At 39.8% G+C, this 14,887-nt stretch carries 10 protein-coding genes; 4 read left to right on the forward strand and 6 right to left on the reverse strand.

Annotated elements, in window-relative coordinates:
* Positions 1–393 precede the first annotated feature (393 nt).
* Genes CSC79_RS06010 through CSC79_RS06020 form a run of 3 tightly spaced genes read left to right on the forward strand, consistent with a single transcriptional unit; the run spans position 394 to position 2,692 of the window.
* The gene (locus CSC79_RS06010) at positions 394–828 is read left to right on the forward strand and encodes a DUF3019 domain-containing protein (RefSeq protein ID WP_099294931.1); all 435 of its coding nucleotides are present in this window, start codon (positions 394–396) and stop codon (positions 826–828) included.
* Positions 828–1,508 (forward strand): response regulator transcription factor, encoded by a 681-nt coding sequence (locus CSC79_RS06015; RefSeq protein ID WP_099294932.1) that lies wholly within the window; start codon positions 828–830, stop codon positions 1,506–1,508. The genes CSC79_RS06010 and CSC79_RS06015 overlap by 1 nt, the downstream gene beginning before the upstream one ends.
* Complete coding sequence (locus CSC79_RS06020; protein WP_099294933.1) at positions 1,505–2,692, forward strand: ATP-binding protein; 1,188 nt, start codon at positions 1,505–1,507, stop codon at positions 2,690–2,692. The genes CSC79_RS06015 and CSC79_RS06020 overlap by 4 nt, the downstream gene beginning before the upstream one ends.
* Here the strand turns inward: CSC79_RS06020 and CSC79_RS06025 are convergent.
* Positions 2,676–3,521: a MipA/OmpV family protein gene (locus CSC79_RS06025; protein WP_099294934.1), complete on the reverse strand. Its 846-nt coding sequence runs from the start codon at positions 3,519–3,521 to the stop codon at positions 2,676–2,678. The genes CSC79_RS06020 and CSC79_RS06025 overlap by 17 nt on opposite strands.
* Positions 3,522–3,785: 264 nt before the next feature.
* Positions 3,786–9,644, reverse strand: a complete 5,859-nt coding sequence (locus CSC79_RS20320) for a S8 family serine peptidase (RefSeq protein ID WP_180270395.1) — start codon at positions 9,642–9,644, stop codon at positions 3,786–3,788.
* A 539-nt stretch (positions 9,645–10,183) separates the two neighbouring features.
* Here CSC79_RS20320 and CSC79_RS06035 point away from each other — a divergent pair.
* On the forward strand, positions 10,184–10,570 hold the full coding sequence (locus CSC79_RS06035) for a hypothetical protein (protein ID WP_099294936.1): 387 nt from the start codon (positions 10,184–10,186) through the stop codon (positions 10,568–10,570).
* A 61-nt stretch (positions 10,571–10,631) separates the two neighbouring features.
* Here CSC79_RS06035 and gltX read toward each other — a convergent pair whose 3' ends face one another.
* The 4 genes from gltX to proB all read right to left on the reverse strand — a co-directional run bounded on the left by gltX (position 10,632) and on the right by proB (position 14,764).
* A complete protein-coding gene (gltX, locus tag CSC79_RS06040; protein WP_099294937.1) occupies positions 10,632–12,116 on the reverse strand; it encodes a glutamate--tRNA ligase in 1,485 nt (494 codons plus the stop codon).
* A gap of 82 nt (positions 12,117–12,198) precedes the next feature.
* Entirely contained in the window at positions 12,199–12,558 is a 360-nt protein-coding gene (locus CSC79_RS06045; RefSeq protein WP_099294938.1) for a glutaredoxin, read from the reverse strand.
* Positions 12,559–12,621: 63 nt separating this feature from the next.
* Complete coding sequence (locus CSC79_RS06050; protein ID WP_099294939.1) at positions 12,622–13,584, reverse strand: GGDEF domain-containing protein; 963 nt, start codon at positions 13,582–13,584, stop codon at positions 12,622–12,624.
* 76 nt (positions 13,585–13,660) lie between these two features.
* A complete protein-coding gene (gene proB, locus CSC79_RS06055) occupies positions 13,661–14,764 on the reverse strand; it encodes a glutamate 5-kinase (protein ID WP_099294940.1) in 1,104 nt (367 codons plus the stop codon).
* Positions 14,765–14,887 lie beyond the last annotated feature (123 nt).

The following is a 14,887-nucleotide window of genomic DNA, read 5'->3' on the forward strand; positions in this document are numbered from 1 at the left end:
AGGTCGAATCTGTTAAAGTTTTGTTTATGACCTTACAGTCACTTCCTTGCATAACTTAAAATACAGTATGGCCAACGTCTAAAATAAATATTATTAATTAGTACTGCGTATAATAAAATGTAGCTTTTTGTACAAGTAGTTAACAACTCGCGGAAAATAGGTGACACTGGTTCTCTATTCAAGTTGCGTAATATAAGCCTATTGGTGGAAGTACAATAAGTTCGCTAGCTTGAATACACGTGTGAAAAATAGGAAAAGTATTTTTCCTTCGGATATTTAAGTCGGATTAACTAGCATTATTTGATAATACGTTAAGAATAAATAATAGAAAGAGACGTAGGCAGCAAGTCCATTATTAGAAACTCTGCTGCCAATTATTTAGGTGTATCAGTTTTGAATTACCCTAAGGGTTTTAAAATCTTCGATAAAATTAAAAAGTCAATCTACTACATTACAGTATTATGTAGTGTATTTTGTAGCATGTACGCTTTGGCAAAGCCTGTTGATAAACCTTATTTAGAGGTTTCTCCATCAGTATGTGTGACCGAATCAGAACAAAAAATTTGCCAATTCAACATAAAAATTAATTTTACTTTGGCGCCCTTTAAAGAACTATGTCTTGAAATAACAAACCTTCCACAATACACACAGTGCTACACTAAAAAAGGGGTAATTAAAGAGCACTTAAAATTACAAACCTCTCACTCTATAAAAATACAACTTATTGATCCTCTGACCAACAAAGTTGTTAAAGAGCAAGAGTTATCAATTGCTCGTTACAAAGCAAGTGATTATCGCATCAAGCGCCGATTTGGCTGGAGTTTATAATGCACCATATATTTGTTATTGAAGATGACTTAAAGCTTGCCACTTTAATAAAAAAATTTTTATTAAAACAAAAATATACGGTTGATGTATTTAATACCGCACAAAGCTACAATGACCATGACATTATGTTTAACCCCACTTTAATTATCTGCGATGTAATGCTCCCTGACGGTAATGGCTTTGCACTAATTGAAGATTTGAGAAAAAATCATCATTGCCCGGTGATATTTTTAACCGCACTGGATTCCATTCAATCACAAATTAAGGGACTAGAATTAGGCGCGTATGACTACCTAGTTAAACCTATCCGACCAGAACTATTGTTGGCAAAAGTGAAAAATATTATCAGCCAACAACAAGAGTTTAATAAAGACTCACAAAATTTATATATTGATGCCAAAAAGCGCGACGCCGTATTTCTAAATACCCCACTGAAGCTAAATGAAAACGAGTTTGAAATCATTTCATTTTTAGTAAAAAATAGCCCTCAACCGGTATCGAGAGAAGTATTATTTAAACATGTAATTGGTCGTGAATATAATGGTCTAGACAGAGCCATTGATTTAAAAATAAGCCGGTTACGCAAAAAGCTTAAAGAGCTATTTGAAAACCAACACGCATCCTTAGATATTAAGTCAGTTCGTGGCAAAGGGTATAGCTTGGACATAACTGAGCTATGAATAGACAGTTTTTAAAACTCTATATTGTCATTACAATTAGCTTAATAGCCCTCGTGTTAGCATTTGGACAACTTTATAACCATCTATTCTCATTCCCCCCTCTTAGTGTGCAGTTGAGCGTTAAAGAATTGAGGTTGCTTATTGAGCATAAGGAAGAAAAAATAGAAGAATTAAATGATTCTCAGCTATTCCTTTCGGGTAACTTGAGGGAAAAATTTGAGAATGAAGGTATATTAACGGTTACGCTAGAGCAGCAGCAATATGTTTACTTAAAGGGTGATAAACAAAAAAACTTCCGCATCGGCCCTATAAATTTAACGCCTACGCAAACAACAAACTGGCTCGCCTTTATTACCTTTTACTTGTTACTAGGTGGGCTTATTCTATTGTTCATACGCCCAGTTTTCCGTGATTTAAGTATCTTACAAAATGCTGCCAAGCGTTTTAGTAAGAAACCTGAAAAATTTAATCTACCCATTAAGCCCAGCTCGTCTATTGCACCACTTGCAGGCACATTCACCGAAATGTCTGAGCGAATCGAAAACTTTATTCAATTACATAGTGATTTATCCCGCATTATTTCTCATGAAATTCGTACACCTTTAACTAGAATGCAATTCGCGCTTTCAATTTCAAATTACAATGATGAAGAGCGTGATCAGTTAGAACGAGATATTGAAGAAATTGAGTTGCGTTTAGAGCAGTACCTCTCATTTGCGCGCTTAGAGCATCAACACAGCGTATTTAGTCAATACACAACTAATCTCAACCAATTAATTGAGACTGAAGTTAATAAGTTTGATCTTTATGGGCTAAATTTTATTTTAAGAAACAATTTAGCCATGGTTAATTGTGAAGCAAGCTTTATGGCTATTGCAATGCAGAACCTGCTTATCAATGCAACAAAGTATGCAAAATCTGAAATTATAGTCGCAACTAGTGCCTGCGATGAGTTTTATACTATACATGTTATTGATGATGGTTCAGGCTTACCCAACAATGCAAGGGCCTTGATTGAGCCATTTCAACAAGGTGAGAGAGACAATCTTGCTAGCGGTTACGGATTGGGGCTATACATTGTAAAACAAATAATTAGCTGGCATGGCGGCTTTATTTCACTTGATAATAGTGTCGAAACCGGGGGAGCTGATATTGCCATTCGCTGGCCTAAAAGTGATAAGTAATACCTGCAAAACCAGAAAAATAAGCATTATCTGTGATCATTGGCTTGAGCACTAAATCACTATCTAGCCAGGTATGCTTTACATTAATATCAACGCTAAAACTATCCGATAAAGGGTATGTATAACTGGCTTTTAAATGATAATTTACAGCTTTTTCTGAATGATAGTCAGGTATTCTAACCAATCCTTCAGTGCGCCCTACGGTGTAATAATATTCAATTAAATCAAGACTTTTATACGTAACACCTAATTCGAGGCCAAATAATGACTCACCAAATCTAAAGGTTTTGAACATATTGAGCTGTCCTTCATACCCATTGTGCACATTTGTAATGTCATGCATCAAGGAAAGCTCAACTAACAACCCATTAGAGAGAACATAGCCTGACGACAATCCCACTAAATATGATAAATCACGGTCAATAGGCGTTAATAGCTCTTCAGGTACTAACGGCTTTGCTTTGTCTTTAAAACCACCTGAAACTGACCCAGCGGCAAACAGCTTTTCAATTCCGTCTAACTTAAAGAAAAAGCCATCCTCATTAAATCGTCCAGCCACATCAAAGTAGAAGTTATTTTTTTCAAAGAGGCTATAACCAACAGCAAAATTATCGATAAACCAATTATCATCATAATATGAAAAATTAGGCAAAATAGGGGATATGAAGTTTTTTGAATTTAAGACTGGATTTTGAATACCACCAACCCCCACAGTTATACTGGCGTGTAATGTCGATTTTTTTATTAACTGTTGTTGCTTTAACGTATCTTGAACAGTCGCATTGGCTCCCATTGAGACTAGACACATTAAGCCAAAAAGCTTTAACATAAAATTTCAAATCACCTATTTTTCAGTGTATCTACAGCTGATGCTTATATCTGTAACTACCAACATAATACTCTTTGAAAGTACCCTTAGCTAAAAAAGAATGTAAATAATTTAGCTACGTCACCTAGTCTATTCTCCTTTTAATGTAACACACCAGTTAAAAAAGGGAATTTAGGGTACATTTTGCTACATACGTTGCGCAGTAATAGCAATAAAAAAGGGCCTCTAAGGGCCCGTTGGTTCATAACATACTTTAGGAGGTGTTTATTTACGTTTTGCAGCTCGGCGCCTTAGACCTGCAAAGCCCGCCATTAACACGGTTAACCAGGCTAATGAACCACTGTCGTTGTTATCTTCATCTGAATCATCAACTTCAGGGGCTGCTGTCACTGACACTTGCATGCTTTGCGATACATTCTCGCTGCCATCGCTTACTGTCACTGTATACACATAATCACCCGGTACTAAACCTGAGATTTGTGTACTTGCAGCATTTGGCGTTGCAATGTTACCCGGACCTTGCCATGTAAAGCTTAACTCATCCCCATCAAGGTCTGTCGCTGACGCTGTTAACGTGGGTACTTGGTCTTCACGAACATAGATATGCGTCTCGCTTAACTCTACCACAGGTGCATCATTCACAGCATTCACTGTTAATGTAAATGTGGTTTGTGCAACCGCTGTTGGCTCATCGGCATAGGCAACCATCACCGTTACTTCAATGTCGCCATTAAAGTTCGTATCCGGTGTTAGCTTCAGCATTGAACCAGTTTCATGGCCCATCACTTCAACGCTTGCATTATCTGCCATCGCTGAAATAACGGTTTCTTTACCAAGTTGGTTATCAAAGTTAACGGCAACTTCTGCGGTGTTATCTTCATCCACTGTGAGTGCACTGATATCGCTGATGCTTAAGCGCTCTGCCACTGTGACAACTTTCACATTGACCATGGCTGTTGCTTCAAGCTCACCGTCTGACACTGTTACCGTAAACACATGATCACCTGCTGTTAAGCTAGATACTGTCGTCATTGCAGCCGTTGCATCAGCAATTACACCTGCACCTGACCACGCAAAGGTTATTTCATCGCCATCGGCATCACGTGAACTTGATGCATCCAGTGTTACTGTTTCACCCTCAGTGATAACCACATCCGTTGTAGCGACTTCTGCCACCGGTGCATCGCTCACACCTGTCACTGTTAATATAAACGTGGTGCTGGCTTTATCTGCTGGGTTTTCGATATCTGATACCACAACCTCAATTTCAGTCTCACCAAAGAAATTATCGATTGGCGTGATTGTCACTGTGTTACCGTCAACTTCATACGTTACATCAGCGGAGATAATTGAAATTTCATTCTTCGAATTCATTTCATCAATGTGGTGGACGTCAAATGAAACTGCCGTTTCTTCGGTTGTAGCCATATTTTCAATTTCAACAACAGTGATATTACTTGGTACTGATAATGTATGCTTCAATTGCATTGTTTCCATGCCTTCAACATCTATGTTTGCACTGAAGGTTAAGTCTTTACCTGCCGATTTAGCAGTTACATCAGCCCATGCAGTGACCTCAAACTGTGATGACTCAGGACCGACGTAATCCATGCAAATTACCATCCCGTCTTTGACTACGCTATCAACATCATTAAATGCGATTGAACGACCTAAATAACCTTCTAATGGACCATATGAATATAGTTGCCCTTTGAAGCCTTGAATACCGACACTCCCGCGCGTATCAGTCGAACCGAAATCTATATTGTCGTAAGCCAAATAGATTTCATGTTCATTATCTCCAAAGCGGGTGTTAGCATTGAAAATAACTTCAAAATCAAATGAGTTATCACGTTTTGTCCATTCATATTGACCTGTCTGACGATTGCGAATTGGATCACCGTAATCTGCAGCATTATCCCATTCAACAATCCCCCAACCTGTTCCTGTTGTTGCAAGCGTAATCCCTTCATTGCTGCTTAAACCAACACTCATGAAGTCATTGCTAAAATCTGGGAACCATCCACGCCAAAGTGCACCAATGCCTTCGTATGGTTGATTATCGTATGGAAATTTATCATGGAATGGGAAAAAGTGCTTACCGACTGAGAAGTCTACTTTACCGTTACCGCGAATGGTTAACATGCCATACTTAAGATTTTTTGCATCTGCATTGTTATACAAACTAATTTGATCAACTCCGCTAAATAACGCTCCTACTGGAAGTGCATAACCTCGCTGATAAGTCACATTATTTTGTTCATCAAAACCAGACAGAATAGGCGATAAGCCAAACTGGCTTAAATCTACATAACCCCCAGATGAACCTCCACCAAAATCAGGTGTACGACACATCTCATCTGTAATGTTGTTTGTTACAATATAATCAGGTGCTACATCCGCTGTATTTTCTTGCACTCCAGAGATAATAAGTTGCCCATCTGAAACCTCAATGTCCAAATCTTTACGTGAGCTCATCACATTTTCAGCATTAATTGTTAAGCCATCTGGAATATCTGCAGTAAAGGTGAAGTTACGATCTATGCCCGAAGTATTGGCCAATACTTCAAAAGTATAGGGTACTTTATCGCCCATACTCGCTTTTGTTTGCGGCACATCAAGATGAACTCGGTTAACATCGCGCTCGAGCTTAAACGCAATAGAACCTAAATTACCAACGTTAACAGCTGATGTACCTACATCGATTATACTGTAGTAAACATCACCTTGGTCCATTTTCATATCCCACGTGATATTCATGTTCACAGTATTAATACCATCACTTGCAGGAAGAGCAATGTCTATCGTCTCAGCAGTTTCAGATCCTACAACCCCAACCGCATACTCAAACGTTTCTTCTACACCCGCTAAGTTTGATTCGTAATTATTGTGAATCATATACCAATACTCACCCTCTTCAGGGTTATTGATATTACAGAAGTTGGCATAAATGGTATGAGTTGAAACACATAAAATTTCATCCTGAGGCTGAATAATACCATCACCATTGTAGTCTTTTCCGATATACACACCAGGGTTGCCGATATTAATCTTTCCTTCAAGTTCTGACTCGATAACATCTAACACTTCGACAATTAGCCGCTTAGCACCCGCTTCAACGGTTACAAAACCTGAGTGTACAGCTTCATCAATAATTTCTTCAGCCGCTACTTCATCATTTCTATTAAGTGCCCATGGGAATACCCGGTCGTCATCTTTTTCAAGTGTCACTGATTTACGCTCTGCTTTAACAGGCTTATAAGCCTTTGCAGCAGGCGCATCTAGTGCAGGTATTGTTATGCCTTTTACAATCATTGAGTCATTGTCAGCATGCGCTACTGCATTTAACCTTGAAGGAAGATCACCACGATCATACTTAAATGCAATTGGCCAATGCGCATTTGGAGTACCCACTTCTTGTGCTTCAAAGATTAAGTTACTGTGTAGTTCAACCTCTGAATTGCTAAACCAATCTTGCGTATCCATCACAGAAGCTTTAACAACAATCGTCTGAGTCTCACCTGCTTTCAGAGAAAAGCTCTTCGGCGTGATCTCTATATTTACACCATTTTGCGCAGCTTGATTACGCATATCAAAGCTCCAGTTAACCACATCTTCGTGACTTACTGTCCAAGTGCCATCTTTGGTTGCTTTAACCGTACGCACCCATTGACACTCAGGTGCACATGAAAAGTTAACTAAGTTTGGTAAGTTAAGCTTATGTGGCGTACCACCATTATATGGATCTGCTGCTAAGAAGTTTTCTGCACTTTCATCCATTACCAAGCCAGATTGAACGGCATTAGCAACATTAATTCGTCCTGCACCCGCACGATAAATCTGTGCTTTATCTGAATCACCGCCAACTTGATTTAAACGATAATATTGAACATCATTATCAGCAGTCATTGTGAGGGCCGATTGAACTTCAGCGGCAGACCACTCAGGGTGTGCTTGACGGATCAGTGCCATAGCACCAGCGACATGAGGTGAAGCCATCGATGTACCACTGCTCATTGAGTAATCTGCACCATAAGGAGTAGATACAAACGGGTGTTCGTCTGAGTATGCTGCATATATACTCACGCCAGGTGCTGAAAGTGTTGGTGCAAGTACTTCAATATTTGAATAAGAAGGTCCACGCGAAGAGAATGTAGCCAACCAATCAGCATCTTCTTCATTAATACGGCGTTCAATAACGGTTGGCTTTATTGTGATCATATGGCCTTTTTCTGAGTAGCTATCAACCCAATCAGCTAGCCCTTCTTCTGGCCACACACCATTCCATTGGTCATATGTAAAATGCACACTTGGTAAAGAGTAACTCTCTGCAACTGTCCCTTGATCTGAATCACGGTTAAACATGATGAAACCATCTGCACCACCCGACTTTATGTTATCAGACTTCGCTGTACGGGCATTACCGTTAGGATCATTGGGTGCATGTCGCTGACAAACAACCAGGACTTTCGTATCTCCTTCAGCAGCTCCATCGATTGCAGTACCATCTTTATAAAAATCAAACGTGCCGGCCGGGAATTCATTGACGCAGTATCCATTGTAATCTTTCTCGCCATTTGAATCTTCGTAATCTTTTGCCCAAACCACTACGCCGGTGATTTCTTGATCATTAATAGAACCGCCTACAAGGCCTGCGTCCGACCAAGTAGGTATCTCTGATCCAAACTCATCATTCGCAAAACCAGCATATTCAACAGCCGTTTCTACTGCAACACTTCGAGCATGAGTGGTTGCTGCAACTTGGCTAAGCCAAGGTGATGAATTATCTAAATAACCCAAACATTCTGCTGCACCGCAAACATCAGCGCCAGAGTTACCTGCAGCCGCCGCGACATTAATACCCGCTTCGCGCGCCGATAAAAATGCTAACTGCACAGGATCAGCCCATACATTTGAGTCTGCACCACCAATTGAGAAGTTAATAACATCAACCCCATCACCAATGGCATCCTCAATCCCAGCAACCAGTGCTTCACCAGGACACCCTCTGTAATCACTTTCATTTGTTGAATGACATACTTGATATGAAATAATATTCGCATGAGGGGCAACACCCGAAATTTCAGGAAATAGATCTGCTTTGATCACCTTACCATCCATTTCTTCACCAGTGCCGGCAACCATATACGGCACATTATTAATAACGTTACCCGCTGCCGTTGATGCGACATGTGAACCATGACCACCGTAATCTTCGCCTATTGCAGGCCAACCAGGGATCATTGCCGAATATGAATCAGTAATTACATCGTACGAACGAACACCAATTAATTTATCATTACACTGAACATGCTCAGGTTCTTCAACACAATCCCCCACATATTGGCCATTACCCCATGGATTTTCGTGATCGTATTCATCGCCACCGATATCGGCAAATGATGGGTGATCAGTATTAACACCTGAATCAATGATACCAATAATTTGCCCTTCACCTTTGAGCTTCAAGCCTGCACTTGAGGCAGCACCAGACCAAACCTCATCGGCTTTGATCTGTTTTGGGCCTTCATCTGATAATAAATCGTAATGCTTTGAACGCATTACAGAGGCAACACTGCCTAGGTTTGCAACGCGCGCGGCCTCACTTTCTGTCATTTTGACAGAAAAACCATTGATGGCTTTAGTAAATTGACGCCGTATCTCAGTGCGTCCAGTAACTGAGCTTACTTCAGAAAAAACCTGTTGTTGTTTTTGTTTGAGTTCATTCTCATATGTTATAACCGCTCGACTTGTTGCTTGGCCTCGTTCAAATAACTTTGAATTTGGAGCAGTTAGCGCACGAGTTAGTGGAGAGTTCGGGGTATTGGCAGCAACACTCACTGATGCATCTCGTAACCGAACAATGTAGATATGCTCACCCCCTAAGTTCTCTTCTACGAACTTCGCACCACGTGCGTTAACTTGAACGTTAAGATCAGCTACTTCAGTGATTGGTTGTTCAACCGAGTTTATTTCTTTCTGTAATGCCTGAACTTGCTCTAAAGTGAAATTAGGCGCTTTTAGTACATTCTCTTTTGTATAACTCTCAATGTCAGCAGCATGAGCTGCACTCGCGCTGTATATTGCAGCAGCAACAGCAATTGAAATTGTCTTCACTTGCATAAGTGTCCCCTGGATAATTAGATTATATTTATTCAAGCAATATGAATAGTAATTCAAAGCTTGTACAAACAATTCAACCATAAGCAGGGTTAAAAGTGACGCTAAAACGTGTAGCATTTTGTACACCGCATTAACAAAATAAACATCAAAACAAACCAACAAAATAAATAGCTCTTTGTTTTCATGCATTTAATTTATAAAAAGTTGTTTTTACATATTTACAAAAACATTACCATCAACAAAAAAAGGCTCCTTTTTTAATTTTACATTTGCAAAATTTACAATTTTTAACAAGTTAAATTTAAACGAAAGGTTATACTAATAAAATGAATAATAATAAAAAGCAGTAACGAGGGTCTGTTGACCTTTACGGATTAAAATTCGTTCAAACTAGGGGCCATTTAAAGGAGGCGCTTGTTTGGCATTGATGCTGCATTACCGCCTATTTATGGGTAAAAACCACACCATATAGTCGTTGCCTTGCCTAAATACAAAACAGACTACTGTAAATTTAACCTTGAGAGGTCAACGGAGCCAAAATGAATAAAGAATTTTTTTTATTGCTTTTATTATTGTGTAGTGGCTGTAGCTCTATCACTCTGTCTACAAATATCAGTGAATACATGATTGCAAATCAAATTGCTAAACATGATTTATATAAGTTTCGAAACCACCAACATGCAATCGAAATGGGTGCAACGATGATGGGCCAGATAGAGGGGCTCAGCTGTACAAACTATAAAGAGGGTCGCAAAGGGACTGTTAATAAAAAGAACTTAAAAGCCGAAGCCCAATCTTTATTAAAACAAGACGATGTAAACCGAGGAGCGAACGCTTATACCATTGAGCAATGTAAAGCTGTGACATATGCTAAGTATGAGTGTGAAAAAGCTTACCTATGTACTGGTCAGTCTTATATCTATTAAAGATAGCTATAAAAAACCGAGCATATAGCTCGGTTTTTTATAGGGCTAATTGATAAGTATTTTAACCGTTTGGATATTCGCGATAAGCACGCTCTATCTTTTTAGCCTGCTTTTTAGAAATACCTAAATGGGCAAGCGCGACTCGTAAACGTGCACGCGATAGGTCAGACCCTAAAATTTCCATTGCATCTAAAACCGAGGTAGACGATGTTTTGCCAGTAATAGCCACAAATATTGGCTCTAGGAAATCTTTGATTTTTAACTCATGGAAGGTCGCTACCGCTTTAGCAATAGCGAATATTTCAGGTTTCTCCCAACTACGCACGCCCTCTAACTGCCAGATAAAGAACTGTAAAGCTTGGCGAATGACATCTTCGTCAGCTTTACCGGCTGTTAAAAGTGCTGGCTCGTAAGTCGGGATACCACCTACAAAATGTCCTGCTAAATCAACCATGTCAGAAAGTGTATTTATACGCGTTTTCGCTTCTGGTAATACTTTAGCCAGCATATCGCCGTTAAACTTCCAATCCACAAAACGTTGCATCAATTCTGCATCTGTTAGGTTTTCACGGATCCACATCCCGTTTAACCAGCTTAGCTTATCTACGTCAAACACCGGACCACCCAGTGACACTCGCTTCATGTCAAAATGTTCTATCATTTCATTAAGGGTGAATTTTTCACGCTCATCAGGCATTGACCAACCCATGCGACCTAAGTAGTTAAGTACCGCTTCAGGCAAGTAACCCATTTCTTTATAGTAATTAATAGAGGTTGGGTTTTTACGCTTTGATAGCTTTGATTTATCAGGGTTACGTAGCAATGGTAAGTGACCAAGTACAGGCGCTTTCCAGCCAAAATCTTCGTATAGCTTTAATAACTTAGGTGCAGAGTTAATCCACTCTTCACCACGGAAAATATGGCTGATTTGCATGTGGTGATCATCAACCACGTTAGCTAAAAAGTACGTTGGGAAACCATCGGCTTTAAGTAGCACTTGCATGTCCACGTTTTCCCACGGGATCTCAATCTCATCACGCAGGTAATCGTTAAATTTAAATGTGCCCTCAGATGGGATGTTCATACGAATAACGTACGGCTTGCCAGCTGCTAAGTTCGCTTTAATTTCTTCTTCCGATAATTTTAAACCACGACCATCGTATTTTGGACGTAAACCTTCTGCCATTTGCTCTTCACGCATTTGGTCAAGTTCTTCGCTGGTTGCAAAACAGTAAAACGCTTTGCCTTCATCAACGAGCTGATGTGCGTATTTCTTATATAAATCACTACGCTCAGATTGACGATACGGGCCAAACTCGCCGCCGACATCAGGACCATGATCCCACTCAAGCCCTAACCAACGTAGGCTATCCATAATCGCTTGTTCAGATTCTGGCGTGCTACGTACTTGGTCTGTGTCTTCAATACGAAGTACAAACTCACCACCTTGCTGTTTAGCAAAACAGTAATTAAATAAGGCAATATAAGCAGTGCCAAGATGCGGGTCACCTGTTGGTGACGGAGCAACACGAGTACGGATTGTCATAGTATATTCTCTTTAAAAAAGGACTATAAAAGTTGCCCTGATGCTAGCATAGCAAGGGCAATTTTCGAAGTGGTCACTCGCCTTAGGCTGCGACTTTATCTAAATAGGCAATGATATCGTTTGATTCGTATAACCAAGTTACTTGGTTATCTTTTTCAATACGCAGGCAAGGAACCTTAACTCTGCCACCTTGCTCTAACAGCTCTTGGCGATATTGTTCATTGTTTTTTGCGTCGCGGGTTTCTACTTTTAAGCCTTCACGTTTAATCGCGCGGCGCACCTTTACGCAAAATGGGCATGCTTTAAATTGATAGAGTTTAAAATCACGAGTTTGCTGATCGAGCTTTGCTTGGTCCTCTGGCGCACGCTTTTTACTACGCGGTGTAAATATAAAATCAAAAAATAAGATTAAAGACCCTAAAATCCAACGAACTAATTTCATTTTCTACCCTATCGACAACAAATTAAGGGCACGGATTTTAGCATAACAGCCATCAAAATAGCATTAAAAAAGCTCAATGCCATCATCGTCATTTTGAACTTTTTCAACAAGGTTAAGATCAAGGTACGAAGTAACCTGGTCGCGGCCATTATTTTTTGAGTGGTATAGGGCTAAATCTGCTTTATTGACAAGTGAGGCCACCATATCAACCTCTGTCAGCTTTAAATAACCTATGCTCACGGTTAACTGACCCACTTGAGGGAAAGGATATTCTGCTACGTTATTTCTAAAGCACTCAAGAATATGAAGTGCCTCAGAATCACTTTTAGCATTAAAGAGTACAGCAAATTCTTCACCACCATAACGAAACACAAAGTCATCAACTTTAAAATTATTTTTGAGTAGCCTCGCCAGTAACAAAATGACCTCATCACCAATCACGTGGCCAAAATTGTCATTAACCCGTTTAAAATGATCAATATCGACGATGGCTAAAAACCAACTTTGCGCGTCATTTGATAAAGAAAATTCATCATCTGATACAATCTCTATCACTTTGGTATCAAAGGTTTGTCGATTTAAAAGCTCTGTGAGGGGGTCTAACCGTGAACGATGAATAAGGGCAAGTTGATTCGCATACACATTTAAAATATGAATGCTGAGCATAGTTGTACGCTCAGCTAACTCATGATCCGTCTCAACCAGTAACATGCCAATGACACGGCCTAAATAATACATAGGAATGTAACTTGTGTAGGAGCCAAAGGCTGCACTTATGCGTATCTTATTTTTTGATACCTTTTGCAAGATTGATGATATTTCATGGTTCTCTAATGCTCCCAAAGGGGAGTCTTTGTTCAGTAATATAGGCGCTACATCATCATTAAAGTGCTTATTAACATAAATCGCAAAAGCATCAATTTCTGCAAGCTCCGAAATCGCCCTTAGCAAAGCCTGATCTAAACCGGGCTCTTCTTCTTGTTGGGTTATGGATACAACCCACTCATGTCCGCAAGGGTTCGCCATTTAATATCTACCTTATGAATACATAAGCTTAAGTCTAGAACAACACCCTTTAATTACTAAATTATTTGACTAAATTTTAGAGTAAGACTAAATCATCACGATGGATAACTGCTGAACCACAATCAAAGCCTAATACACTGATGATTTCTTTGGAGTGGCAGCCTTTAATTTGCTCAACTTCTTGGTGGTTAAATCGAATAATTCCACGCGCTACAAACTGATTATTTAAATCCACTATATCAACCAAGTCTCCCCTGTTAAATAGTCCATTTGCTGCACGTACACCTTTGGCTAATAAACTCGCGCCATGTTGCTTAATAGCGTTTGTTGCACCCTCATCTATAACAATTTGACCACTACTTTTTGGCCCTGCGAGCAGCCACTTTTTACGACCATCCTTGGGCGCTCTCAGTTTTAAAAAGCGGGTACCAGTTAATTGCTCACTCACACAATTCACAATGACATTTTGACCTGAGCCTTTGGCAATGATGACTTCAATACCCGCTCGGCGTGCAATGTCTGCCGCCTCCAGCTTTGTTGCCATACCGCCCGTACCTAAATTTGTCCCACTACCACCAGCAAGCTGACGTAGCTCATCATCAATATGACTCACTTGTTCAATCAATTGTGCATTAGCATCAGTACGAGGATCGCTGGTGAATAACCCTTCTTGATCTGTCAATAATAGTAACTTGTCAGCATTGGCTAAAATAGCGGCGAGTGCTGATAAGTTATCATTATCACCGACCTTTATTTCACTGGTCGCAACGGCATCATTTTCGTTAATAATCGGCACAACATCATAACTAAGTAAAGCCGTTAATGTGTCTCGAGCATTGAGGTAACGATCTCTGTCGTCTAGATCAGCACGGGTTAATAGCATTTGACCAACATTAATGCCATATAACGCAAACAGGCTTTGCCAGATATGAATAAGCTGACCCTGACCAATGGCTGCGAGCATTTGTTTATCAATAATAGAGCGACCACAGGGTTTAATTAATTGCTCTCGGCCGGCAGCAACAGCCCCACTTGATACCATAACAACTTGATGGCCCTGCTTTTTCAATTCGCTACACTGGCGAACAAGTTCAACCATGTGTGCTTTGTCGAGTTTATCGGTGCCGCCGGTAAGTACACTTGTTCCCAGCTTAACGACTATTACCTGTGCCTTATGCATGCTACTTACTACACAAAATATGAATAATTTATTTATACCAGTTATCGCTTTTTGAACAAGTTAAAAATATTCATGCTAGGATCGCATTTTAAGTTATTCATCTGAATTTTAAGTAAGAGCTCA

The organism is Pseudoalteromonas sp. 3D05 (assembly GCF_002723455.1).
GTDB lineage: Bacteria > Pseudomonadota > Gammaproteobacteria > Enterobacterales > Alteromonadaceae > Pseudoalteromonas.

Bases quoted from the DNA above. Each gene is read 5' to 3' on its own strand.
- CSC79_RS06015 (WP_099294932.1), top strand. From the start codon at position 828: ATGCACCATATATTTGTTATTGAAGATGACTTAAAGCTTGCCACTTTA.
- CSC79_RS06020 (WP_099294933.1), top strand. From the start codon at position 1,505: ATGAATAGACAGTTTTTAAAACTCTATATTGTCATTACAATTAGCTTA.
- CSC79_RS06025 (WP_099294934.1), bottom strand. From the start codon at position 3,521: ATGTTAAAGCTTTTTGGCTTAATGTGTCTAGTCTCAATGGGAGCCAAT.
- CSC79_RS20320 (WP_180270395.1), bottom strand. From the start codon at position 9,644: ATGCAAGTGAAGACAATTTCAATTGCTGTTGCTGCTGCAATATACAGC.
- CSC79_RS06035 (WP_099294936.1), top strand. From the start codon at position 10,184: ATGAATAAAGAATTTTTTTTATTGCTTTTATTATTGTGTAGTGGCTGT.
- gltX (WP_099294937.1), bottom strand. From the start codon at position 12,116: ATGACAATCCGTACTCGTGTTGCTCCGTCACCAACAGGTGACCCGCAT.
- CSC79_RS06045 (WP_099294938.1), bottom strand. From the start codon at position 12,558: ATGAAATTAGTTCGTTGGATTTTAGGGTCTTTAATCTTATTTTTTGAT.
- CSC79_RS06050 (WP_099294939.1), bottom strand. From the start codon at position 13,584: ATGGCGAACCCTTGCGGACATGAGTGGGTTGTATCCATAACCCAACAA.
- proB (WP_099294940.1), bottom strand. From the start codon at position 14,764: ATGCATAAGGCACAGGTAATAGTCGTTAAGCTGGGAACAAGTGTACTT.